The sequence below is a fragment of the Roseibium sp. genome (assembly GCF_051016195.1).
GTDB lineage: Bacteria > Pseudomonadota > Alphaproteobacteria > Rhizobiales > Stappiaceae > Roseibium.
Map to the genome: position 1 here is coordinate 1,263,958 of NZ_CP134616.1, position 23,600 is coordinate 1,287,557.

Consider the following 23,600-nt stretch of genomic DNA (forward strand, 5'->3'; position numbering starts at 1 on the left):
TCCCGGCAAGGGGTCAGGCCGTCTTCCGGGCCGAACGAGCCTCTGCCAGCAGTTTCGCCGTATCAGGTTTGGAGCGGTGCCGGCGGTCCATGGGGATCTCGCCCACGATCTGCAATTCAATCTCGCCAAGCATGTCCAAGCGTTCGCGCCACAACTCCTCATGACCTGCCTCGCCTGCCAGGAACAGCACCGGCGTCCCGCCAGGACCGACGGCGAAGGCCGCTGCGGAGACACCTGGCCAGAGCCGCGCGGCGGTTTCGATCGAAAATGCGGAATAGGCCTCGCTCGAGGCGTTGTATCTTCCGAGAAGCCATAGGCGGCCGCTTTCGTCGAGGCGACCGGCATCGCCCGTGCGGTGCCAGACAGTCGTGCCGTCAACGCATTTCGTCTCCCGGTCCCGGCTCGGGTCGAGATAGCCGCGATTGACATGCGGGCCGGAGACCAGGATTTCCGTGTCGACGAATTTCAGCGAGACCTCGTCAACGGGTGTCCCGACCGGCAGTCCCTTTCCGGACGCGGCGGCTTCCCAATCGGTGTCGCTCAGCTCTTCCAGATGAACATGGGAAACGGGCTCCGCTTCCGTCGATCCGTAGACCACAGTCAGTCCCTTGCCGGGATTGGCGTCGAGAAACCGCCGCGCAATGTCCGGATAAAGGGGCCCTCCGCCCGTCATCACCCGTTTGACGGTCTCCTGCAGCCGGGCCTGCAGCAGACGCTCAACGACAACCGGCGGAACCAGGAGCCGCGTTGCACCGGTCTCCTCCGCCAGCCGGCAAACGGCGTCCGGAGACGTCCTGTCATGGCGGCGCAGGTTCCAGTTCGGCATGACCGCGGTGCCGCCATGTCCGATACAGGTCAGGACAAAGGCGGGAAAGGCGACGATGTCAGTCTCAAATCCTTCTCCGGGGGCAATGAGCGGCGCCAGCGCCGTGTGCTGCGCACGCATGAGGCCGTGGGAGCGCTCGATCGCCTTGGGAAGGCCCGTGCTGCCGCTGGTGAAGGAGATCAGTGCCGGATCCGACGGCTCGCGCACTTCGCAATGATCGAGAAGACCGGCGTTTTCTGCTTCTGCGGACAGTCGCTGCGGAATGCGCCGGGTCTCTGGCAACAGGCGGGACAGCAGGCCGATTTTCCAGTTCGCCATCAGCGCCACCGGTTGCGCCGCCGTTGCCGCATGCCGAAACCCGGCGAGACCCATCGCCGGTTCCGGGAAAACCGCCACCGCGCCCACCCGCCAGAGAGCGGCAAGGCCCGCGTAAAGACCGATGCCGGGGAAGGTTCCGACCAGCACCCTGTCTCCTTTCCCGATACCCTTTGCGGCAAAGGTAGCCGCAAGCCGCGCCGATTTTCTTTCAAGATCCCCGTAACTGATTGCAATGCCCGACTTATCGATGATCGCGATGCGCTCCGGATGGCGCTCCGCCTCACGCAGGAAGTCGTTGATGAGATTCACAGCAGGCGTCCCATCAACGCGTAACGCCGAAAAACCGTTCCGCCGAATTTCCGGCTCTGCGCCTCCGACGCGATCCCTGAGCGCATCAACGCATGGACGACTTCCCTGAAGCCGAGTTCCCCGGCAAGGGCGTGGATTCGGTCCGCCATCGCCCGGCCGGCCCCCGGAATGGTTCCGACATAGGTCTTAAGCACAATGGCGCCCCGGCGCATCGGATCGGGAAACGCGAGGGTCAGTCCGCGCAGGGCTCCATCCCGATCGATGGCGCGCAGGATGAATCGCGGATCGGCATGCGCCAGCAACGAACCATAGCGTTCCAGGAACATGGCTTCCGGAACGGGCGTGAAAAAAGGCGTCGAGCGGAAGCCTTCCATCACCAGCGCATGCGCACCGGAAAGCAACGCCTCGGGATCCTTGCCGTTCCAGCTTTCAACCGAAACTCCGGAAACCCTGTCCTCAAAGCCGCGCGGCCCGGGTTCGGCTGTCGCCGAAACATGCAATTCCGCAATCTCGAAACCCGCCTGCTCATAGGCGACGAGATCATCGGGACCACCTTTGGGTTCCATCAGAAACTCCGGGCTCCCGTCCGACCAGGTCTGCAGGCGGTAAGTTCCCCATGTCGATCCGTCCATCGGACCAACCACCGCCTCGAAGCCTTCGCCGCGCAGCGCCGCGCAGGCCTCCTGCAGATAGGCTGCACCGCTCGCGGTGTCGCCAAACGCTCCCGTCCCGATCGCAGCGGTGCGCAGTCCCCTCCAGGCGGGAACGTCACGGTGGAGCTTCGGCTGCGTTTTCATGACAGAACCTCGTAGACATAAACGGGCATAAGCATCGCCAACGCGGTGATCGCCAGCCGCAGGCCCGGGTTCCGGTTGCCCCAGGACTTCGGCCGCAAGACTTCGCTCAACAGCGTTACGATCGTGACGGCTCCGGCGACCAGCAGCAAGGGGATCTCCGGGGTCCAGCCGATGAAATCGATGATGTGAGGCAGCAATAACCAATAGACAAAAAGAAACAGGGCTGCGGCTGCGGCGCCGCCCGGAACTCGAAGCCGGGTCCTTCTGAGGGCGAATGCAACATAGCCGGACCCGACCGCCGCAAACGTTGCCGAATAATAGGCAACCGCATTGTCGCCGAAGACATTGCCCGTCAGGAGCCAGATAACGCCGGTCAGAACCAGCGTTGCCACGAAATCCAGCACCGGCTCCGTATCCTCGACCGCCGATCTGGCCATCATCGCGGCAAAAAACGCCATGACAGGCAAAACGGAGTTGATCGGGGAAGCTGCGATCGTGGACAGGATCAGCGCGACCAGAGCGGTCCTGGCTGCATGCGCTGTCATGCCAATGCGCGGCGCATAAACCTGTGCCGCCACGAGCAGAGACAGCCAGACAAGCGTGATGACAGCCAGTATGACCGGGGAAGAGTCCGACCAGGTTACAAGGAGCACGAAGATCCCGACCGGCACAAACAGATTGTCCAGACCGCGCCAGCTGTCGGCCTCAACGTAGGTGGCGAACAGCGCCACGAGGGTCGCGAGCCAGATGACATTCGCGCGCGGTATCTCGGTTCCAAGCTGCAGGATGATGACGGCAACGATCCAGGTCACGACGAGAAACGTGGCGCTGCCCTCGACACTCTTGATCCTGTCATCGCCGCCGAACCTGAGCTGGCCGTATCTGGTGCCGACCAGGGCGGCAGCGGCATCGGACAGCGTGAGCACGGCAATCGGCAGGGTATAGAGGGCGGGATGCCCCGCCGAGAGGACAAAGAGCAAGGTCACGGCGACCAGGAACAGGAAGTCCCCCCAAGAGCGCCGCTGCACGGAGTGGAGCGATGCCCCGATGCCATCCGTCGCAACCCCCGGCATGCGGAGCACGAAGAGGGCTGCGGCGGCCAGTCCGGCGAAGACAAGAAACCCCTCCCGATTGAGCAGAAGAGGCAGGAGCATCGCGTGAATGCCCACACCAACATGAACGGCCTTGCGCTGGCTTTCAGCGCCGATGACAAACCGGCCGGCAATCCGCCGGATACCCGTCGCAAGCGCGAAGAGTGCGACGACAGAAGCGACGGCGATCAGCACCTGCGCCGTCAAGACGTCTTCTCCTCGACGATCAGGTCGGCATAGAAGAAAGCCTTGTCGATCTGCTTGAGTTCCGCTTCCAGATCAGAGAGCCGCACCACACGGCCGGCCAGCGAGGGCGGCGCGGAACGCGGCGCCATCATGTTCCAGTAGACAAATCGCGCACCGGGCGCTGCCTGTTCGAACAAGTCCGTGTAAATCTCGGCTGTTTCCTCCACGGACATATACTCGAAGATGTCGGAGAGATTGAAACCGTCGAACGGTCCCTTGGCAGCCCGCTGCACGGGGCCCTTCACCACCGTTATGCGGTCGACCCGATCGGCAATTGCCTGATAGGTTTCCTCGCGCCAGGCCGTTGGCAGAACGTCGGCGCTGCGGCCGGTCAGGACCGTGCGCATGTAAGGGTTTTCGCTCGGGTCCTGGTCAACCGCTGCGAACCGGACCTTGTTCCTGACATGCGCGCCTGCGCTGCCCTCCACATGATCGAAAAATGCCGGATCCCGCCCGAGCCAGCCCATGACGGTCCTGGAGAAAAACAGGCTGGTACACAGGTTCCAGCGGCGATTGTTCCAGCGGTCCTCGAAAAACCGGGCCCGGGCCGCCCAGTCGCGCTTTTCGAAGACGCTCTCAACGGTCGACCTTGAGTGGATCAGCGGCAGAACATAGCGGCGGAACAGACGAAAATAGTTCTCGAACTTGCCGACATTGCCAGCACCATATTCGGCAACCTGAGGCTCCAGCGCTTGCCAGAAAGCACTGGTATCGCCGTCACAAACTGCGAGGGCCTCGGTCAGCAACGCGCTCCTGCGGGAAGACGGACGTGCGCCGAACAACTCCAGGAACGCGCCATGCGGAAGCGTGCGGCAGGCGGCGATACGCAGGCGCAAGCAGGCGATCTGGGCGTCGGACAGGTCTGCAGCAACGACTTCACGCGGATCCAACAGCAGCAGCGCCAGGACGTTGTCTCCCGCGGCACAAATGGAAAGGAATCGCTGACCGGGTCTCTTGTGGAAGGCGCCCAGCAAAACATCGGCATCTTCCCAGGCCTGGGCATATCGGACCGCCTCGAAACTGGCGCGCTGGTCGATGGATGCGGTCATGAGATCTTTGTCACCCAGCCTGCGGAACCATCCACTTCGAGACGGTCTCCGGTCTTTATCCAGTCACAGGCTCCTGGCACCGCAACCACGCATGGAATACCAAGTTCGCGCGAGACGATCGCGGAATGAGACAGGACACTGCCGCGCTCACCGATCACGGCGGCAGCATTGGCGAAGTGGGAAATCCAGCCCGGGTCCGTATGGCGCGCAACAAGAATTTCGCCGGGCTGAACCTGTTCCTCGGCGGGATCATGCACGACCCGCGCCATTCCCCGGACGGTGCCGCCGCCGCACGCCGTTCCCTTGCGCTGACGGTCGTCCTCTGAAACTTCTGCCGCCCCGGATCCGGTCACCACGGCCAACCTGCCGGTGCTGTCCAGCACCGATCCACGAATGAGAATGCGCTCGGGCGGGTCCGGCAGACGCGCAGCATTTTCCTGATCCTTCCGCCGCAACGCCACGAGATCCACGATCCCTGAATTCACGGCTGAACCCTCGACCGCAGCCAGCAGCTCATCGACCGTCAGGAAGAAGACGTGTTCGGGCGCGTCCAGATGCCCGGTTGCCGTCAGGCAATCCCCCATGGACAGGAAGACCCGGCGCGCGTAGCCGAAAATCCGTGTCCGTTCAAAACGCAGATTCTCCCGATCCCTCACCCGTGCTTTGGCGTACCCGAGCACCCATCGCGCCAGAACGCGTCTCAGGGGACGGCCCTTGAACAGACGGCCCAGTTCGGTATCCGGTTCCGCACGTTGCGGCTCGGTGGTGGATCGGGAAGCGGCGGCGGTCACGGCGCGGAACAGGGGCAAGGGCGCTTCATCAAGCGTCGGTTCCTCGAGTTTCAGCTCACCGATGCGCCGGTCGCCAAACTTGTCCAGATACGCCTTCAGGAGCGGTCCGATCTCCGCAAGTGCAAAGATCGCGTCCGCGTCACCCGAGACCAGTGTTTCGGCGGCACCTGGTGTCGTCCGAACGCGCTCACCCATCTGCCGGATTAGACGCGCCGGTTCGGCGGAAACGATATCCCCCTGACCGATCATTACATCGTTGTGCAGCGCGAGGCCCGGTTCGCCCGCCCACCGGAGCAGGAGCGATCGGGAGCCGCCAAAAGCCATCATGCACAGGAAGTCGTTGACGATCGGCGCATCCCAGTCATCCAGAAGAGCGGCTTCGACACGCCGGTATTCCGCAGCAAGTTCGGACAAGGGCCGCCGCTTGATGGACGGCCAGTCCTTTCGCGGCGGCACGGTATCGGCGACCCGGTTCAGGAAACCGGCTTTCGTCGCGTTCAGGCGAAGGGCGGCGAGCCCAAGCTTTGCGACCATCTTCAGGCCGGACCCGGGCCCGGTTGCAGGCGATATCCCGGCCATGACTTCTTCCGGCAGCGGTTCGGAAACCCCCATCATGGTCTCCATGTGCTCCCGGTTGCTGGAAAAGAACGGCAACAGTGACAACAGGCGGTACCAGTTGCCCAGATTGTAGTACATGCGCCCGTCGATGCGGGCGAGCATGTTGTCCAGCTCCGTGGAATGGTCCCGGATCACGGTGGCCCGTGTTCCGATCAGCTTGAGGAAAGACCGGTAAACACGCGCGTAGGCCGCGACCGCAAAGCTGTAGGTCAGCGGCGAGACCAGCCCCGGATAACTCTCGACGATGTTGGAATTGTCGAATACAAGCAGACGCTCTTCGGCCACGCCTGCAGGCCGGAGGCGCGTCGTAATCGGACGTGCCTGCAGCAGAAAAGGCTCTTTCCTTTCTTTCGCGAAAGCCCACTCGATGTCCTGCGGCACGCCTTTCAACTCGCTTACCGAGGCGCAGAGCCGGGCGATCTCGCGTGCGTCATCTTCCGAAAGCGCGCTTGTTCCGCCGGGCCTTTGCAGTGTTTCCATCAGCGGAAAGGAGAACCGCCAGATTTCGCCGCTCACCTCACCCGAGACAAGCGCATCACCGAGGCCTTCGGTGGCGGTGACGAGGACATGGTCGCGCCGGCCCGTTACCGGGTCGGCGGCAAATGCAACCCCGGCTGCCCTGGCATCGACCATCTCCTGCACGATCACCGACGGCATGTTCAGATCGGCAATCCCGCGCGCTTCGCGGTAGGCCGTCACGCTGTCTCCAAGCCCGGATGCGAAGACCTCCTCGGCGGTTGCCGGAACATCCGCGGCGCGCACATCGAGGCGCGACAGGAACTGTCCCGCATGGGATTCTGCAACCCCATCCTCGGCAACGCCGGAGGAACGAACGGCAAAGCGGGATCCGTGCAAAGCGGCACAGGCTTCGTCAACGGCGGACCGCAAATCTTCGCCGAGAACGCCATCCTGAAAACCATCCGACGGGATCACGAAAAAGGGTGGCACACTGAAGCCGGCTTCCGCGAGTCCGGCAAGCGCCAGTGCCTTGCCGCCGATCGCTTGCGACGATTTCGTGCGCGCCTCTTGCGAATTGACAAGCGAGGTCACGATGCCACCCCGAGAACCGGTGTAAACGCCGCAATCAGATAACAGGCCAGCACCCAAACTCCGGAGAGGGTTTCCAGCCGTTTCTGCCGTTTGCCGTCAGGTGTTTTCCAAAAGTCGGCCAGCACGAACAGAAAAGGCAGCAGAAACACCAGTCCGCAAATCGTCGTGAGCAATGGCCTGTCGAGATAGGAACCGCAAATGACGAGCGACATAAAGGCAAGCCCGGTCATTGCAGCAAGAGCTGAAAGAGACCGCGGAATCCCCCAGGACGAACTGTAGGTCTCAACCCCTTCGCGCTCCTGCTCGAGCGCCCAGATCTTGCGGCCGAACTCTATAACGCAGCCATTACAGAAACTCATCAGGAGGAATGTCCAGATACCGTCCGGCACCGATCCGGCGGGCACCCATTCGCACCCTGTCAGAACAAGATCGATCAGCGGCATGATCGCCATGTGCGATATCAGGTAAAGTGCCGGGCTCTTCTTCAGAAATTCCGGGATGAAGAACTCCACCCCCATCAGGGCCAGCCACGCCCAGGCGATCATCACCAGGATCAGCACGCCCGGGGAGAGCGCATAGGCGGCAGCGGCAGCCGGTATTGCCGCAACGGCGGCAAGCCAGAGGATCAGGCGCAGCGAAACCAGGCCGCGCGGTATCGGACGCTCCGGCCGGTAACGCCGATCGATCTCCGCGTCCTTGACCTCGTCCAGCGCCCGCATCTGCCAGAAAAACACCATGACGATCAGGAAAGCGGCCAGATAGGTCGCGATATCGGGCAGCGGCCGATCGGCGAGCCTGGCCGACGCCGTGACCGAGGCTGCGGAAAAGGCGCCCAGGAGCGGGACTGTCTGGACCAGGGGAAACCGTTCCCGCTGATAGATCCACACCCGCGCGGGAAGGGATGTGTCCCGTTCCGGTTTGGCAATCATAAGCTGTTCCCGCGCGCCAGACGCTTGTGCGCGCTGCCGAACTGGCCCCCGGCAACGGCGGCCGTCAGCGACAGCTCTCCGCAAAGACACAAGGCCGCTGCGACTTCAGCCAGGGCGGGCGCGTGGCCCGACCCCTTCAGACCGAGAATGTCGAGGCCCGCGGATTGCGATGGCAGTTTCGTTCCCCCGCCGACCGTACCGAGGATCAGATTGGGCAGGGTCACCGTAACGAGAAGACCCGTGCTGCTTCGTTCCATGCGCGTGAACCCGACAGCGGATTCGGCGACGCAGGCAACGTCCTGACCGGTCGCAAGATAAAGGGCCGCCAGACCGTTGGCGAAATGTGCCTGCGCCCCGACCTGGCCCGTCATGAGCGCACCCAGATTGGCAACGCGGCCGTATTCCAGGATCTGGTCGATCGGAGACCCGAGTGTCGCTTCAACAACCTCTTCCGGTATATCGGCCTGTGCCGTGACGCGGCGCCCCCGGCCAAGCATGACGCCGAGAAAACTTGCTTTCTTGTCGCCGGAAAAGTTCGCTTCCAGGAACCAAGACCTTGGCGAGACCGGGGTTGTCTTCAACGCATATTCACACAACGCTTCGGTCGCGAAGGTCACCATGTTCTGACCGGCAGCATCGCCTGTTTCGTAACGGCACATCAGGAACACGAGTTCACCGTCGATCACGGGATCGATGGACAAAAGCCTACCGTGCCGAGTCGTGCTTTCGGCAGCGGCAACAAGCTTCTCGGCGGAACCGATTGCCCATTCCACGAACAGACCGGCCTCGGCAATCGAGGCAAACCGGAACGCCGGCGAGCGCAGGACCCCTTCGCCGAGTGTCGCAACACTGACACCGCCCGACTTTCCGACCGCCTTCGCGCCGCGGGCATAAGACGCCACAAGCGCTGCCTCCGTCGTCGCCAGAGGCACGAAGTAATCATCCCGGGCAAAGACGCCATTGACCCGGAGAGGTCCGACCACTCCAACAGGCACCTTCACGGTCCCGATCATGTTCTCGATGTTGCCGACATAGTGCCCCGCGTCGGCCTGCGTCTGCTCGTCCGCCAGTGCTTTCCTGGCGGTGTCCGGAACACCGGATTTGATCAAGCGCGACCAGATCCGGGCAATCGCCGATCTGGAAGGCTTCGGCAAGGTCATCAGCGGCGGTGGCGCGTCGTCTCGCGGACCCAGGCGTGCAGCAATATCCGCCGGGTCGGCCTCCGCCTTCAGTTTTTTCAGGAAGTGCTGGGTCTTGGGTGGTATCGGCATTTTCCGCTAAGCGTTTCCATCGGTTGGTCGGCGGATGACCGACACCATAACGGGTATTGTCAAACGCCTGCGATCTTAGGGCATGTTTGTAAAAAATCCCCAAAGCAGAAAAACTGATACGCAGGGAGGCCTTCGGGTTCGGCGTCGATATCTGATCGGACCCAAACGGACCCATTTCGATTGGCTGCTTCACTCAAGCAACACCACCGCGTCCAACACAGATTCCGGATAGAGTTACCCCCGGATCAAATTCCGAGATCGATCTTGGGGTGAAACTCGATCCGTGCCGGTGTATTGGCGCTTCCGTCACGGGCCGATCCAAGTACGATCCCGGCGGCCGCCTGCCCGATTTCCCTTCGCGGGGTCCGGGAGGTCGCAACCTTGACCGGCAGGCTTTCGACGAATTCGAGCCCGTTGAATCCCGCGAGTATCAACTTGTCCGGGACCGACAATCCGGCCGAAATGCAGTGAAACGCACCGCCGGCGGCCAGATCGTCGTTCGAATAGCAGATGCAGTCCAGATCGGGCCTGGCTTCAAGCAATTGCAACGTCAGTTCGCGCCCGCCTTTCACGGTCGAAAAGCCTTCGGAGATCCGGGAGGCCGCAAAGGCCAGCCCGGCCCGCGACAGCGCTTCACTGAAACCTTCAAACCGTTTTTTGGCGCGAAAGTCCATTTCAAGGCCGCAGCCCGCATAGCCGAACCGTTTTCGGCCCAGTCCCAGCAGCGCCTCCGCCATCGCCGCACCGGCGGCACGCTGGGAAAAGCCAACACAGGCATCGACCGGAGCGCCATCCAGATCCATGATCTGAACCACCGGTATGTTTGCCTTCTCCAGCAACCGCCTAGCGTCGTCCGATTGGTCAAGCCCGGTGACGATCAGGCCCGCCGGGTTCCAGGACAGCATGTTCCGGATGACTTCGTACTCTTTTTCAAGATTGTAGTCGGTTACCCCGAAGACGGGTTGCATGCCGCTTCCTTCGATGCCCTCGGCGATCCCCGCCAGAACTTCGGCAAAGACCACATTTGCCATGCTGGGAACAACGACGCCGATGAGGCTGGACCGCTGGCCCGACAGAGACGAGGCCAGGTGGTTCCCGACGTATCCCATCTCCCGTGCTGCCTGATGAACCTTCTCGACATTTCTCGTGGACACATCGCCCGCACCACGCAGGGCACGGGAGGCGGTCATCTTGCTGACGCCCGCCGCCATGGCGACTTCCGCCAACGTGATACGGCTCTTTTCGTCCAAGTGCCTGTCCCCCCGGTGGGCCCCGCCCCTTTGCCGGTCTATCGGCTAAGGGCTTCCAACACAATCCAAAGGCCGAGAAACCTTCGCCAATTGACAACTGGTATCGGTACCGGTATCGATACCAGTCATAGGATCAATTGTAAATGTTCTGGCTGAATGAGGTTCTCGAAATGACAGGTCCGTTCCGAACCGCTGTCATTGGCCTTGGGTCAATGGGATACGGAATTGCGCAGTCCTGCTTGCGGGCGGGTCTGATCACGCATGGATTTGATGTTGTCCCGTCAAAGATCGAGAAGTTCCGGGCCGAAGGCGGGGCCGCCGGGTCTCTCGCCGAAATCGCCAGCACCCTGGATGCTGCCGTCATTGTTGTCCTGAACGCCGGGCAAACCGAGGACGTCCTGTTCGGTGACAATGGCATCGTTTCGTCAATGCGCGCCGGTTCCGTTGTTCTGGCCTGCGCCACGGTTCCCCCGGATTTCGCCCGTGACATGGAGGCAAGATGCAACGCATCGGGGGTCCACTACCTCGACGCACCGATCTCCGGCGGGGCAGCCAAGTCGTCCCAAGGCCAGCTTTCAGTCATGGCCTCCGGATCGCCTGCCGCCTTCACCGCTGCCCGTCCGGTTCTTGCGGCAGCAGCCGAGACCGTGTTCGAACTCGGCGACACGGCGGGAGCCGGTTCGGCGATGAAGGCCGTCAATCAATTGCTGGCCGGGGTTCACATCGCAACGATGGCCGAAGCCCTGACATTCGGCATGACCCAGGGTGTGTCGCCGGAGACATTCGTCGAGGTCATCAGCCAGTGCGCCGGCACAAGCTGGATGCTTGAGAACCGGGCCCCCCATATCGTCGCCGGTGACTACACACCGCTGAGCCAGGTAAACATCTGGCCAAAGGATCTGGGCATCGTGCTGGACATTGCAAAGTCGGCCAGTTTCAGCGCTCCGATCACGGCCGCCGCTCTGCAGCAATATCTCGCCGCCGCAGGCATGGGGCTCGGCCGCGAAGACGATGCCGCGGTCGCCAAGGTTTACGCCCGCAATGCGGGTCTCACACTGCCGGGAGAAACATGATGCTGCTCGGATGTATCGGCGACGATTTCACCGGTTCCAGCGACCTTGCCAATACCCTTGCCAAGGGAGGCATGCGCACGGTGCAGTACACGGGCATTCCGGACGCGCCTGCCGGCGATGACGTCCAGGCCGGGGTCGTCGCGTTGAAGTCGCGCTCCATCGATCCCGGTAAAGCCGTTGCGCAATCCCTCGCCGCTCTGGACTGGCTGAGGAACCAGGGCTGCAGCCAATTCTTCTTCAAATACTGCTCGACCTTCGATTCCACCGCCGAGGGAAACATCGGGCCCGTCGCAGACGCTTTGGCAGACGCACTTGGCGCTGCCAAGGTCATCGTCTGTCCCGCGTTCCCCGGGACGGGCCGATCGATTTACCAGGGACACCTGTTCGTGAAAGACCGGCTTTTAAGCGAATCCGGCATGCAGAACCATCCGCTGACACCCATGACTGACCCGGATATCCGACGCTGGCTTGCACCGCAGACCAAGCATTCGGTCGGACACATTGCCGCCGGAGACGTGTTCGCGGGGGAAGCGCAGATCAGGCAGTCCCTGGACGACCAGCATGCCGCCGGCCATCTGCACATCGTTGTCGATGCGATCCGTGACGAGGACCTGTTCGAAATCGGCAGAGCCGCAAGGGATCTGCCGCTGATCACGGGCGGCTCCGGCATTGCTCTCGGCCTTCCCGGCAATTTCGGCTGCACGGCCTCCCAGCCCGCTTGGGCGGGCCAGACCGGAAAATCGGTTGTGCTGTCCGGGTCCTGCTCCGCCGCGACACGGGCCCAGGTCGCCCGTCACGCCGCCCGGCATCCGGCCAGGGAGATAAACGCGGCACATGTCATCGATCGCAGTCTGAGCCCGCAGGATATCGCCGACTGGCTTCTCAGCACGGAGGGGTTGCCGCTGGCCTACAGCTCCGCCGATCCGGACGCAGTGGCAAAAGTACAGGAAACGTATGGCCGCGAGGCCTCTTCCGCTGCGTTCGAAAGCTTCTTCGCGGAGGTCGCAAGACTGGCCGTGCTGGGGGGAGCGCGGCGCATCATCGCCGCCGGCGGCGAAACATCCGGTGCCATTGTCGAGGGGCTAGGTCTGGATAACCTTGAAATCGGGCCCGAGATCGATCCCGGGGTTCCGGCGCTCCGGGCCCGGCCTGACCTGGTGATCGCGCTGAAGTCCGGCAATTTCGGTTCTGAGGATTTCTTCGAAAAGGCCGACAGACTGCTTGCAGGTGGCACATGAGCGAGAACGACCTGCGTGAACAGATTTGCCTCCTGGCAAAGTCCCTCTTCGACCGGGGTCTGACACACGGCAGCACCGGCAACATCTCGGCCCGGACCGAAGACGGCGGACTGCTGGTCTCTCCGACCGGAACAAGTTTTGGCCGTCTCGATCCTGGCCGTCTCAGCCGCTTTGACGCGAAAGGCACCCTGATCTCGGGTGATCCGCCGACCAAGGAGATGCCGCTACATACGGCATTTTACGACACCCGCAGCCGTGCAGGCGCAGTCGTTCACCTTCACTCCTGCCATTCAGTGGCGTGGTCGATGATGCCGGACGCTGACGAGGACGACTTTCTGCCGCCGCTGACGCCTTATGCAATCATGAAACTCGGCAAGGTGAAGCTCCTGCCTTTCTTCCTGCCGGGCGATCCCGCGATGGGCGAGGCCGTCCGCGGGCTTGCCGGAAAGCGGAGTGCGGTCATGCTGGCGAACCACGGCCCGGTCGTTGCGGGCAGCGACGTGGAAGCCGCCTGCAACGCGATCGAGGAACTTGAGGAAACCGCGAGGCTGGCCATGATGCTGCGCGGCGTCAATGCGCGGTCACTCACCGGCGAGCAGGTTCAATCACTCGTCACGAATTTCGATGTGGAGTGGGATGGATGATAAGGTTTTCCGCCAACCTCGGCTTTCTCTTTGGCGACAGATCCCTGCCCGACGCAATCCGCGCGGCCAAGGCCGCGGGTTTCCACGCGGTCGAATGCCACTGGCCCTTTGACACGCCCGCCTCCGATGTGAGACGGGCCCTTGACGAGACCGGCCTGGAGATGCTCGGGCTGAACACACGGCGCGGCGACGTGGCACTGGGAGAAAACGGCTTGTCCGCGCTCCCGGGAAGAGTAGGCGAAGCCCGTGCCGCGATTGACGAGGCGATCGGCTACGCGGTGGAAATCGGTGCTCGCGGCATCCATGTCATGGCCGGTTTCGACCAGAGCATCGCGGGCGGCCACACGTTCATTGACAATCTGGACTATGCCTGCGATCGCGGCGGCAAGCACGGCCTGACGATGTTGATCGAACCGCTCAACGAGCACGATGCTCCCGGATACTATCTGCGGACCACGCAGCAGGCGACGGACATAATCAACGACGTTGGCGCGGCCAATCTGAAACTGATGTTCGATTGCTACCATGTTGGCCGGACAGAAGGCGACGTGATCACCCGGCTGCGCAATCTGCTCCCGATCATCGGACATATCCAGTTCGCGTCGGTGCCGGACCGGGGCACGCCCGATCATGGAGAGATCGACTACCAGGCCGTGTTTTCCGAAATCGAAGACCTGGGCTGGGCGAAGCCTCTTGGGGCGGAATACCGCCCGAAAACCAAGACCGAAGATACGCTTGGCTGGTTGACCTCGATCTAATGCAGGATTTGGGGTTTTTTTGCCCTTGTGCGTCGGGCTTAGCCCTCCTTGATGGGGCCCCTGACGAGGTGAGGCCGGAATAGCGATTGGTCCGGCGGACCTTGTGCCGGCCGAACGGGCTGCCCGTGGTTTGATAGTGGAGTTTGTTGACTGCGCACATAGAAAAAGCCCGCAGGCTTTTGCCATGCGGGCTAATATTGGTTGCGGGAGCCTGATCACACCGAGACTTGCATCGTTGTGCCTATGGATGACATCTATACGCGGTCTTTTTTTGTCCGGTGCTGGGACTTTCAAGCGCCCGCATCGGCGGACGTGGGGTTCCTATGCATAACCTCAACAGCCTGTCTGGAAACACTTTCCGGCACCACCCTTCCTTTCAAAGCGTAGCGCAATTTCAACGCGATAACAGAGCGCTATACCGACTGGCTTTTGATTGGCGGTGTCACAAGTTTGAGCTCCAGCCATCGAAACGCGACGTAAAAAACCGGAGTGAACAAAAGACCGAAAAACGTGACGCCAAGCATTCCGAAGAAAACGACGGTTCCGAGCGCTTGCCGCATTTCAGAGCCAGCACCCTGTGCAAGAAGCAGGGGCACAACGCCGAGAATGAACGCGAATGACGTCATCAGGATCGGACGGAAGCGCAGGCGAGCAGCCTCGACAGCCGCGTCGATCCGCGACAGGCCGCGTTCTTCGGCCTGGCGCGCGAACTCCACGATCAGGATCGCGTTTTTAGACGCAAGTCCAACCAGCACGACAAAGCCGATCTGCACCAGAATGTCGTTGTCGAGACCTCTGAGCATGACACCTGTGATCCCGGCCAAAAGACACATCGGGACGATGAATACGACTGCAAGCGGCAGGAAGAGGCTTTCGTACAGCGCAGCCAGAAGCAGATAGACAAAGACAACGGCAAGGGCAAAGGCGATGATTGCCGTGTTCCCCGCTAGTTTTTCCTGCAGCGTGAGGCCGGTCCACTCATACCCGAACCCGTCCGGCAAGCGCTCGTCCAGTATTGATTCAAGTGTCGCGATCGCCTGCCCTGTTGACACACCGGGAAGTGTCGACCCCTGCACGGAGGCTGCGGGAAAGAGGTTGTAGCGCGCGATACGGTAAGGCCCCGTCTGCTGTTCGAGAACCGAAACCGAACCGATCGGCACCATACTGCCATTATCGGACCGGGTTCGCAGATCCAGAACATCCTGCGGCTCATCCCGGAAATGCCCCTCGGCCTGCGCCGTCACCCTGTAGGTCCTGCCGAGGAAGTTGAAGTCGTTCACAAACGCCGAGCCAAGATAGACCTGCAACGTTTCGAACAAGCGATCAGGCGGCACGCCCAGTTCCTCCGCCTTGACGCGGTCGATATCTGCAAACAGCTTCGGTGTCGCCGTATTGAAGAGCGAGAAAACCTGCGAAAGGCCTTCAATTTGGTTTGCCGTCTGCACGACGTCCAGTGTCACAGCTTCCAGCGCACGAAGACCTCGCCCGCGCTCGTCTTGAAGGTAAAGCGTCCACCCACCGGCATTGCCGATACCCCGGATGGGTGGCGGTGCTATGACAAAAAGGATCGCGTCGGTAATGCTGGAGAGCTCGGCAAACGCCCGGCCTATCAGCACATCATTCGTCAGCCCCTTTGGCAGACGATCTTCAAAGGGATCAGTCACAACGAAAATCGCGCCCGCATTCGGCGCGTTCGTGAAAGTCGCGCCATCAAGGCCGGCAAAGGCGACCGTGTGCGAAAACCCATCCATGCCGCGCAACAAATCGCTGGCCTCGCGTATGACGGCATCCGTGCGTGTCAGCGATGCCCCTGCAGGCAATTGCACAACGGTGATCAGGTAGCCCTGATCCTGATCCGGTATGAACCCGGTCGGTGCCCTGTTGAACTGGAAATAGGCCGCATACATCAAACCGGCATAGATCAGCAGCATCAGGATTGTGACCTTCACCAAACGGCACACAAGCCACGCGTAAGCAGCTGCAAGCTTGTCAAAAACCCAGTTGAAGCCCCGGCCGAAGGCCCGGAACGGGATCCCGACGACCGACCAGATCCGAGCAAACACACCTGACGGTGCCCGGGCGGTCTTGTCTTTCAAGAGGAGAGCTGCCAGCGCCGGCGACAAGGTCAAAGCAACAGTTACCGAAATCGCCGTGGCAGCAGCGATGGTGATGGCGAACTGGCGCATGAACTGACCTGTGATACCTTCGATGAAGGCAGCCGGTATGAACACGGCAGAGAGCACAAGGCCGATGGATATGAGGGCACCGCTCACTTCCGACATCGTCTTGTGCGCGGCCTCGCGCGCAGTGAGCCCTTCTTCGATATATCGCTCGACATTTTCAACGACGACGATCGCATCATCAACGACGATACCGATGGCCAGAACCAATCCGAACAGGGTCAGATTATTCAGAGAAAACCCAAAGACCTGCATGACGAAGAAGGTGCCGATTAGCGACACGGGTATTGCCAGGATCGGGATGATCGACGCGCGAAGAGATTGCAGAAAGACAACGATCACCAGGACGACCAGAATGACCGCTTCTTCGATCGTCACATAAACCTGTTCAACGGACTCCTCGATATATTCCGTCGGATTATAGATGATGTCGAACTCGATGCCCGGCGGGAACTCTTCGGACAGCTCCTCGATCAGCCGGATCACGTCCTCAGCCGTCTCAAGCGCATTGGATCCGGGTCTTTGAAAAATACCGATAGGAAGAGCCGTGAATTCGTCGAGATAACCGTTGGTGCTGTAGTCCTGGGCACCGAGTTCAACTCGCGCGACGTCTCGCACGCGGATCTTCCGCCCGTTTGCGTCGGCGCTAATGACAATGTCCTCAAATTGCTGCGGATCAACGAGACGTCCAAGGGTCTCAATGTTCAGCTGAAAGGCCCCGGGATCTTCGACCGGCAGCTGGTTCAACGCCCCGGATGCGACCTGAATGTTGTTGGTTCTCAGCGCATTTACAACTTCGCCAACCGTCAGATTACGGGCGGCGATCTGGTCCGGGTCAAGCCAGACACGCATCGAATATGCCCGTTCGCCGAACACCGTTGCCTGGCCGACACCGTCAATCCTGAGCAGACGATCGACAATCTGCGTTCGGGCGTAGTTTGAGATGTAAAGCTGGTCCCGGCTTCCATCCGGCGAAAGCAGATGGACCACCATCATTAGGCTCGGGGAATTCTGCTGCGTCTGGATACCGAGGCGCCGGACATCCTCGGGCAACCGCGGTTCGGCAATCGCGACACGATTTTGCACCAGCACCTGTGCCTGATCGATATCCGTCCCCAGCTCAAATGTGATCGTCAGCACCATCCGGCCATCGCTGGTCGACTGGCTGAGCATGTAGAGCATGTTCTCGACACCGTTGATTTCCTGTTCCAGCGGTGTTGCGACCGTATCTGCGATGACTTCGGAAGAGGCTCCGGGATACAGCGCTGTGACTTGGATCGTCGGAGGAACGACATCGGGATAGGCAGCAACCGGCAACCGCAAATAGGAAACGAAACCGATCAGCGCGATGAGAATGGAAATGACTGCTGCGAAAATCGGGCGATCAACGAAAAAGTTATTCTTCTCCATCAGGATTACTCCGCCGCCGGAAATGCAATCTGCTCAAGCACCGGCGAGACCTGACCGCCTGGACGCACCCGCTGCAGACCCGAAATGACAACGTTGTCCTCAGCACTCAGTCCGGACCGGATGATCCGTAGGCCAGACCAGATTTCACCCCTCACGACTTGCCGGGTCTCGACGACATTGCTTTCATTCACGACGTAGATGATGGAACGCGCCTGATCGGCAACGATCGCGGAGTCTGGTATCAGCAAAGCCTCGAATTCTCCCGAGCCCAACAAACGGGCGCGGCCGAACAGGCCGGGCTGCAGGAAGCCTTCCGGGTTTTCGAACACGGCACGCCCAAGAATGGTTCCGGAGTTCGGATCAAGCCGGTTGTCGACGAAGTCCATGGCGCCTCCCCTGTCAAAGGCCGTTTCATCCTGCAACCGGACAAAAATCGGATTGGGCGTTGTCCGCGACGTTCCGCGTTCGCCGGTCGCGTTGAGACGCGCGTATTTGAGGAAATCGGCTTCCGACGCAGTGAAAACGAACTCGATTGGGTCAACGCTGACGATTGTTGTCAGAGCAGTCGCCCCTGAGGGGCCACCGACGACAAGATCGCCGATATCGATTTGTGTTTCCGCGATGCGACCGTTGATCGGTGACCGGATCTGTGTGAATTGCAGTTCCAGTTCTGCGATTTCGAGCTCCGCTTCGGACAGGGCGACGTTTGCCAGGGCTTCCTGGTAGGCGGCAGACGTGCGTTGTTCCGCGCTCTGCGGGCCGACGTTCCGGTTGAACAGCTCTCTCGCTCGCTCGAATTCGAGCAAAGCCAAGTCGCGCGTCGCTTCAGCTGCCTGCAGGCGTGCGTTCGCCTGTTTGACCGCCAGCTTGAAGGGACGCTGATCGATCGTGTAAAGGAGCTGGTTTTCTTCGACGAGCTGTCCGTCTTCAAAGTGGATGGCCGCGAGATATCCGGTCACGCGGGCTTGCAAGTCGACGGTTTGAACCGCCTGAAAGCGTCCCGTGTATTCGTCCCAATCAACGACCAATTCAGCGATGGGTTTGGAAACGACAACCGCAGGCGGTTGTGACTGCTGCGCGCGCGCCGGGTCCTGCAACGAAAAAAGGACCAACAACACCATCAGGAAACGCAGCGCCGACCGGAGCTTTCCCGACTTTCCCACTCCACTCAGCGTCATGAATTCGTCCTCCGTCCCGACTGCGGCTGCTGCTGCGCGGCAATTTTCGGAATTTCTGTGAGCGGGTCATCGGGTCCGGGAACATCCACCCTTCCAAGATCCTGATGCAAACGCCGCCCACCCGTTCGATCTGTCAGGTGACGGTCTATGTGGACGACAATTGCGCCGACCGGGATGTCGGTACCTGGGTCTGGAATGGGACAGACCAGCAAGTGCCAGAATCCTTGCAGCGCGATCAGACTGTATTGTGCGCGAAGGACGAAGGCCGGACCGGGACGGAGCAACCGGAGCCCATCGGGAAATAGAAACTCCCGGATCAGCGTCTCCGAAAGCGTGTTGGATTGTGCGTCCGGAAGGTAACCGGCGGGCCGACAGTCGGCATCAACCAACATGCAGGCGTCGCCGAGCCGATGAAAGAGCTCCAGCGAGGCATGGGTCATGCTCCTGCGTGCGTTCCAGTCTTCAAGTATGCAATTGGTTTCAGCGTCGCAAACAGCTTGCGGCTTCAGAGAGACCGCGCCGCGAAACGAAACCAGAGGAGAAATGTTACCCCGCGGGGACGGACTACCGAAGCCGCGATCACCGGGTACTGACGGAAGGTCACTGCCCATGCCTTCAGTGGTGTTCATTACCCTTGTCCTCACGTGGATTATCCCGAGTGACAAGCCAGTTGGAAACCACGCTCCCATCGGCTCGTGGCCAGTCTGCGCTAACGGCCATCTGCGTTCTTCCAGATTTGAGCGGCTTACAAAAACTTGCACACCGGATGAGAAACGGGCGCTTCTCGGCGTGCGCACGTAAGCGCTTGAACCGCGAGCACTCGCCTGTTCTCCCCTTAAAAACGAGTGACTTGCCCTGTTATGCCTGGCTTCTCGATCGTGCTTGAGCCTCCGTTCGTGCAGAAATCTGTAAAAACGCGTTGCTTGTAAGAAAGACGGTGTGACTTGAGCCATGTAGGGGGCATGGAAGACCAAACCGACATGCACTTGTTTCGCGCGTTGGAGGCGAACCGATGATCGTTCCGTCTCCCGATCATGGTTTGCCGGAGCCAATTGCGCACGCATCGACCGAGGACATTTATGCGGCGGTGACCAAAGCCACCGCGTTTGAAGCACGGATCGATCCAGTCAGATGCGTGCTGCTGATCCCATTGGCCTCGGGCGACATGACAATTGTTGAGAGAGGGCAAGGCGCTGTCGGACGGGTGCGGCGCGCATTTTGCCTGAGTTACCTGCCCTCCGGCAGAACCCGCAACGCCCGGCAGTCGGCTGCCATCGAGCATATCTATATCTCCGTCACCGCGAACAGGGCCGCAAAGCTTCTTTCGCAATGCGGCTCAAAAAAATGGCGGCTGCCCGATCTCGTTGTCGAACACCGGCATGGCGACATAGCCTTGATTGCGCAGACCATCCGCAGGCATCTCTTCGAGCCGTCCTGCCCGAACTCCACGTTCCTGGGTGCGGTAACCGATCTCCTGCTGTCTCATGCCATCGGAGCGTCGACCAACATGTCGGCAAACGATCAATTGACCGTTTTCACGAATGGGACACTCAGAAGCGTTCTGTCCGAGATCGATGCTCAGATAGAAGATGGGGTCCGTGTTGCAGCACTGGCAAAACGTTTTGACATGACGCCGAGCGCGTTTTCACGAAAGTTCCGTGCAAGTATCGGATGCACTCCTCAGCGCTATGTGATTGAGCGCCGCATCGGTCGTGCACGAGAATTGCTGAAAGACAGCGACCTGCCGATTTCCGAAATCGCCTATGCGCTCGGCTTCTCGTCTCAAGCCCACCTGACCTCGAGTTTCAAGGAGGTGTTGGGTGTGACGCCCGGGCGATACCGGGACAATTTTACCGCCGACAGGACCAAAACCGCCAAAGAGAGGTAAAGCATTGAACGGATCGTTTGTCACCCGCGCGACGCTCTTTCAAGACATGCTCACGGCACGCGTCTTTGTGATGTTCAGCCCCACCGCCTTGACCAGATTTCGTGCGCAGCCGAATGTTGGGAGAGGATCGGTTTCGAGATCGGCAGCGTTTCGAATGGCACAACCCTCAGCAAAAATATTGCGTCATCTGCCATTTGCGTATGGTCTTTCCTGAACCTGGTTCGCATAGCGTGCGTTTCGACGCAGGACCCGACCGGGATGGACGAGAACTTTGACAGCCCCATGAAATCCCCAGGAAGGGAGCATCCGATTTCGTTGCAGAGTCCCAGGATATCGGTCGTTGCACCCTCCAGAAATACGCGATCGTCCTTCAGGATCTCGGCAAGATGGTCGTCATCAACGGAGGCTCTTCGCCAAGCTGAAAAAGTGATGTTGTGCGCAAGCACCACCGTTCCGGCGAAGATCCGCAAAAGCCCGCGCACAATGACCGTGTCGACCATCTCTTCTTCCAACGAAATTCAGGAGAACAGCTTAAACAACACGAACATCGTCCTCTTTCAAAAATGTGCCGCTTACAGTTACTTTCCGAGGGTGGTCAATTGGCTGAAAACAGGATTTTTGTGAAAGAAGACAGCGAACAGCGGAATTAAGCTCCGGAGAGCTCCAATCCGCCTGCTTTGGAGCCGCGCGCAGCACCAGCGTCGCTACCTCCCTTCCAGGTGCTGCGCGCTTCTTTTTCGTTTACCCGCACCTTCTTGAAATTGACGTTACGTCATTGAAAGAATGCCCGCTGGCCCTATCATTATAGCGTCGATGAGGAGGGAAGCCCGGAGACGTGTCGCACCATCTGCACACACAGAACTACTACGATTGGTATCGCGACGGACCATACCGCGAATACGTCATTGATCGATCGTATGACAAGAACCGCGGCGTATCGTCGACGCTGACGCAACATCCCGCCGGTGACTATCCGGATCCACCTACGCCTGAGCTGGTTGTTTTTCAAAACGCGGGCGCGACGGCTGTTCCGTTGGACTTCAACAACATGGCCGCAGATTACCGCGCAACGTGGGTACCGGACGGCTTTCTCTTCAAGCTGCCAGGTGAGCCGTTACAGGTTACGGTTGACCGCGATCATACCGGGCTCTTTTCTGCGATTGAACTCGCGCGCCTTGCAGACCTCAGCGGAATGGAACAAAGAAACCTTCTGACTAAGTTGGAGCCCATCTTTGAGCACGGTGCCCGTGATCCGATGCTGGCTGCCATTTTGCGCAACTTGTTCGATGAAATGGGCAGCCAGGACGACCATGGAACCTTGTTTACCGAGGGAGCGCTGTTGTTGATAACAGCGCGGCTTTTGCGTCTTTCTAGCAAAACGACACCGCCTCGGTCCAAAAAGGACTTCTCCGACAAAGAAAAAGCGATCCTTATAGAAACGATCGATGATCTTCTCGACACCGATCTATCGGTCAAAACCCTTGCGATGGTCGTGAACAGACCTGTCGCCGACTTTTTTCAAGCCTTTAAGCGCTGCTTCAACGAGACCCCGCACGCATTTGTCCTGGGCAGGCGTATCGCGCGAGCCCGTAGCATGCTGGCCGAAACCAAGGAATCGATTGCAAACATCGCATATGCATGCGGCTTCTCGAGCCAACAGCACATGACCAATAGTTTCACGTCCAAACTTGGCACGTCTCCTGCCCGATATCGCAAGGAGTTTGGCCCGTGAGCAGCCCACAGACAGCGAATAGTCTTCGCGAATTCATCGAGACATCAGACTACGCGACGTTCCCCAGAAATCACAGAACAGCCGGTTTCGACCGTCTCGACATGATCGAGATCCGCCAAGCACCGCACCAGATGAAAGATGCCGCGGTTCCGGAATTTGTGCTGCAGTTCGTATTGAAAGCGGACATGGAGTTCAGGTGGGACCTGGAAGGAAAGTACTGGTCACGCAGTCAGCGCTCACAAACCGGCGTCTTTTGTCTCGCGCCGCCAGATACGGCGATCGCATATTCCTGTCCTGGTCCACACGATTTGCTGTTGTTGAGCCTGCCTAAAGACCACTTGAAATCGGCAACAGCGGACACCGGTCTGGATCCTGCTCAACTCAACAGCCTTTGCGGCCCCCTCTTTTCAGATGTGCGTCTTCGGCGAGACCTGCTTGCGCTTTGGAAGACCGCCGGAACGACGGCACCGACATCCATTCTGCGCTCCGAAGCGCTGCAACTCCTCGTCATCGAACGTTTGCTTACTCTTGCGGATGCCGAGAACACGCACAGGTATCCAAGTCTTTCCGACAGCGAGCTTCAGCGGATCATTAAACTGATAGGTGACCACGAGTATGAGCCGCCGACCCTTGCATCCATTGCATCTGAACTTGGTTGGCCGCAGCTCAAACTGAAACACGCGATCGTTTCCAAGACCGGAAGAACGCTTTACCAGCTGGTGCTTGACGCACGCATCGAGCGCGCGCGGGACAAACTCCTGAATTCAAACGAACCTATTGCACAGATAGCCTATGCGTGCGGCTTTTCGAGCCAGCAGCACATGACAAACACCTTTACCAGCAAACTGGGTGTCTCCCCCGCCCGCTACCGCAGGGAGACCGACGGTTGACCTTTCGCGGCCTGGAAAATGCGGGACCTGCCAATCTGGCTGTCATGGCATCCGGGCCTTGCAA

General features: G+C 60.1%; 19 protein-coding genes. 7 read left to right on the forward strand and 12 right to left on the reverse strand.

Going from position 1 to position 23,600, the window contains the following annotated elements:
* Positions 1-13: 13 nt before the first annotated feature.
* The 8 genes from RDA78_RS05760 to RDA78_RS05795 all read right to left on the reverse strand — a co-directional run bounded on the left by RDA78_RS05760 (position 14) and on the right by RDA78_RS05795 (position 10,545).
* Complete coding sequence (locus RDA78_RS05760) at positions 14-1,453, reverse strand: AMP-binding protein (protein WP_434054398.1); 1,440 nt, start codon at positions 1,451-1,453, stop codon at positions 14-16.
* A complete protein-coding gene (locus RDA78_RS05765) occupies positions 1,450-2,250 on the reverse strand; it encodes a hypothetical protein (protein WP_434054399.1) in 801 nt (266 codons plus the stop codon). The genes RDA78_RS05760 and RDA78_RS05765 overlap by 4 nt, the downstream gene beginning before the upstream one ends.
* Complete coding sequence (locus RDA78_RS05770; protein ID WP_434054400.1) at positions 2,247-3,548, reverse strand: hypothetical protein; 1,302 nt, start codon at positions 3,546-3,548, stop codon at positions 2,247-2,249. The genes RDA78_RS05765 and RDA78_RS05770 overlap by 4 nt, the downstream gene beginning before the upstream one ends.
* Positions 3,545-4,636 carry a DUF3419 family protein gene (locus RDA78_RS05775; protein WP_434054401.1) on the reverse strand — a complete coding sequence of 364 codons (1,092 nt, stop codon included), beginning with the start codon at positions 4,634-4,636 and terminating at the stop codon, positions 3,545-3,547. Before RDA78_RS05775 ends, RDA78_RS05770 begins: the two co-directional genes overlap by 4 nt.
* Positions 4,633-7,095 carry a PEP/pyruvate-binding domain-containing protein gene (locus tag RDA78_RS05780; protein WP_434054402.1) on the reverse strand — a complete coding sequence of 821 codons (2,463 nt, stop codon included), beginning with the start codon at positions 7,093-7,095 and terminating at the stop codon, positions 4,633-4,635. The genes RDA78_RS05775 and RDA78_RS05780 overlap by 4 nt, the downstream gene beginning before the upstream one ends.
* Positions 7,092-8,024, reverse strand: a complete 933-nt coding sequence (locus RDA78_RS05785) for a UbiA family prenyltransferase (protein WP_434054403.1) — start codon at positions 8,022-8,024, stop codon at positions 7,092-7,094. The genes RDA78_RS05780 and RDA78_RS05785 overlap by 4 nt, the downstream gene beginning before the upstream one ends.
* A complete protein-coding gene (locus tag RDA78_RS05790) occupies positions 8,021-9,295 on the reverse strand; it encodes a hypothetical protein (protein ID WP_434054404.1) in 1,275 nt (424 codons plus the stop codon). The genes RDA78_RS05785 and RDA78_RS05790 overlap by 4 nt, the downstream gene beginning before the upstream one ends.
* Before the next feature lie 245 nt (positions 9,296-9,540).
* A complete protein-coding gene (locus tag RDA78_RS05795; protein WP_434054405.1) occupies positions 9,541-10,545 on the reverse strand; it encodes a LacI family DNA-binding transcriptional regulator in 1,005 nt (334 codons plus the stop codon).
* A gap of 143 nt (positions 10,546-10,688) precedes the next feature.
* On the opposite strand from RDA78_RS05795, the gene ltnD reads away from it, so the two are divergent.
* Genes ltnD through RDA78_RS05815 form a run of 4 tightly spaced genes read left to right on the forward strand, consistent with a single transcriptional unit; the run spans position 10,689 to position 14,258 of the window.
* On the forward strand, positions 10,689-11,618 hold the full coding sequence (ltnD, locus tag RDA78_RS05800; protein ID WP_434054406.1) for an L-threonate dehydrogenase: 930 nt from the start codon (positions 10,689-10,691) through the stop codon (positions 11,616-11,618).
* On the forward strand, positions 11,615-12,856 hold the full coding sequence (otnK, locus tag RDA78_RS05805) for a 3-oxo-tetronate kinase (protein WP_434054407.1): 1,242 nt from the start codon (positions 11,615-11,617) through the stop codon (positions 12,854-12,856). Before ltnD ends, otnK begins: the two co-directional genes overlap by 4 nt.
* The gene (locus RDA78_RS05810; protein WP_434054408.1) at positions 12,853-13,500 is read left to right on the forward strand and encodes an aldolase; all 648 of its coding nucleotides are present in this window, start codon (positions 12,853-12,855) and stop codon (positions 13,498-13,500) included. Before otnK ends, RDA78_RS05810 begins: the two co-directional genes overlap by 4 nt.
* Positions 13,497-14,258 (forward strand): hydroxypyruvate isomerase family protein, encoded by a 762-nt coding sequence (locus tag RDA78_RS05815; RefSeq protein ID WP_434054409.1) that lies wholly within the window; start codon positions 13,497-13,499, stop codon positions 14,256-14,258. The genes RDA78_RS05810 and RDA78_RS05815 overlap by 4 nt, the downstream gene beginning before the upstream one ends.
* Positions 14,259-14,671: 413 nt before the next feature.
* Here RDA78_RS05815 and RDA78_RS05820 read toward each other — a convergent pair whose 3' ends face one another.
* The 3 genes from RDA78_RS05820 to RDA78_RS05830 are packed head-to-tail and all read right to left on the reverse strand — an operon-like array spanning position 14,672 to position 19,655.
* On the reverse strand, positions 14,672-17,848 hold the full coding sequence (locus RDA78_RS05820) for an efflux RND transporter permease subunit (protein WP_434054410.1): 3,177 nt from the start codon (positions 17,846-17,848) through the stop codon (positions 14,672-14,674).
* 5 nt (positions 17,849-17,853) lie between these two features.
* Entirely contained in the window at positions 17,854-19,026 is a 1,173-nt protein-coding gene (locus tag RDA78_RS05825) for an efflux RND transporter periplasmic adaptor subunit (protein WP_434054411.1), read from the reverse strand.
* Entirely contained in the window at positions 19,023-19,655 is a 633-nt protein-coding gene (locus RDA78_RS05830) for a hypothetical protein (protein ID WP_434054412.1), read from the reverse strand. The genes RDA78_RS05825 and RDA78_RS05830 overlap by 4 nt, the downstream gene beginning before the upstream one ends.
* A 383-nt stretch (positions 19,656-20,038) precedes the next feature.
* On the opposite strand from RDA78_RS05830, the gene RDA78_RS05835 reads away from it, so the two are divergent.
* The gene (locus RDA78_RS05835) at positions 20,039-20,914 is read left to right on the forward strand and encodes a helix-turn-helix domain-containing protein (protein WP_434054413.1); all 876 of its coding nucleotides are present in this window, start codon (positions 20,039-20,041) and stop codon (positions 20,912-20,914) included.
* 74 nt (positions 20,915-20,988) lie between these two features.
* Here the strand turns inward: RDA78_RS05835 and RDA78_RS05840 are convergent, their stop codons facing one another.
* Positions 20,989-21,414, reverse strand: a complete 426-nt coding sequence (locus RDA78_RS05840; protein WP_434054414.1) for a hypothetical protein — start codon at positions 21,412-21,414, stop codon at positions 20,989-20,991.
* A gap of 335 nt (positions 21,415-21,749) precedes the next feature.
* On the opposite strand from RDA78_RS05840, the gene RDA78_RS05845 reads away from it, so the two are divergent.
* Positions 21,750-22,646, forward strand: coding sequence for a helix-turn-helix domain-containing protein (locus RDA78_RS05845; protein WP_434054415.1), 897 nt, complete (start codon positions 21,750-21,752; stop codon positions 22,644-22,646).
* On the forward strand, positions 22,643-23,536 hold the full coding sequence (locus RDA78_RS05850) for a helix-turn-helix transcriptional regulator (RefSeq protein ID WP_434054416.1): 894 nt from the start codon (positions 22,643-22,645) through the stop codon (positions 23,534-23,536). The genes RDA78_RS05845 and RDA78_RS05850 overlap by 4 nt, the downstream gene beginning before the upstream one ends.
* Positions 23,537-23,600 lie beyond the last annotated feature (64 nt).

Excerpts from the sequence above, each read along its gene's own strand:
- RDA78_RS05810 (WP_434054408.1), top strand. The coding sequence starts at position 12,853 with ATGAGCGAGAACGACCTGCGTGAACAGATTTGCCTCCTGGCAAAGTCC.
- RDA78_RS05825 (WP_434054411.1), bottom strand. The coding sequence starts at position 19,026 with ATGACGCTGAGTGGAGTGGGAAAGTCGGGAAAGCTCCGGTCGGCGCTG.
- RDA78_RS05765 (WP_434054399.1), bottom strand. The coding sequence starts at position 2,250 with ATGAAAACGCAGCCGAAGCTCCACCGTGACGTTCCCGCCTGGAGGGGA.
- RDA78_RS05840 (WP_434054414.1), bottom strand. The coding sequence starts at position 21,414 with ATGGTCGACACGGTCATTGTGCGCGGGCTTTTGCGGATCTTCGCCGGA.
- RDA78_RS05775 (WP_434054401.1), bottom strand. The coding sequence starts at position 4,636 with ATGACCGCATCCATCGACCAGCGCGCCAGTTTCGAGGCGGTCCGATAT.
- otnK (WP_434054407.1), top strand. The coding sequence starts at position 11,615 with ATGATGCTGCTCGGATGTATCGGCGACGATTTCACCGGTTCCAGCGAC.
- RDA78_RS05835 (WP_434054413.1), top strand. The coding sequence starts at position 20,039 with ATGATCGTTCCGTCTCCCGATCATGGTTTGCCGGAGCCAATTGCGCAC.
- RDA78_RS05830 (WP_434054412.1), bottom strand. The coding sequence starts at position 19,655 with ATGAACACCACTGAAGGCATGGGCAGTGACCTTCCGTCAGTACCCGGT.
- RDA78_RS05790 (WP_434054404.1), bottom strand. The coding sequence starts at position 9,295 with ATGCCGATACCACCCAAGACCCAGCACTTCCTGAAAAAACTGAAGGCG.
- ltnD (WP_434054406.1), top strand. The coding sequence starts at position 10,689 with ATGTTCTGGCTGAATGAGGTTCTCGAAATGACAGGTCCGTTCCGAACC.
- RDA78_RS05815 (WP_434054409.1), top strand. The coding sequence starts at position 13,497 with ATGATAAGGTTTTCCGCCAACCTCGGCTTTCTCTTTGGCGACAGATCC.
- RDA78_RS05785 (WP_434054403.1), bottom strand. The coding sequence starts at position 8,024 with ATGATTGCCAAACCGGAACGGGACACATCCCTTCCCGCGCGGGTGTGG.
- RDA78_RS05820 (WP_434054410.1), bottom strand. The coding sequence starts at position 17,848 with ATGGAGAAGAATAACTTTTTCGTTGATCGCCCGATTTTCGCAGCAGTC.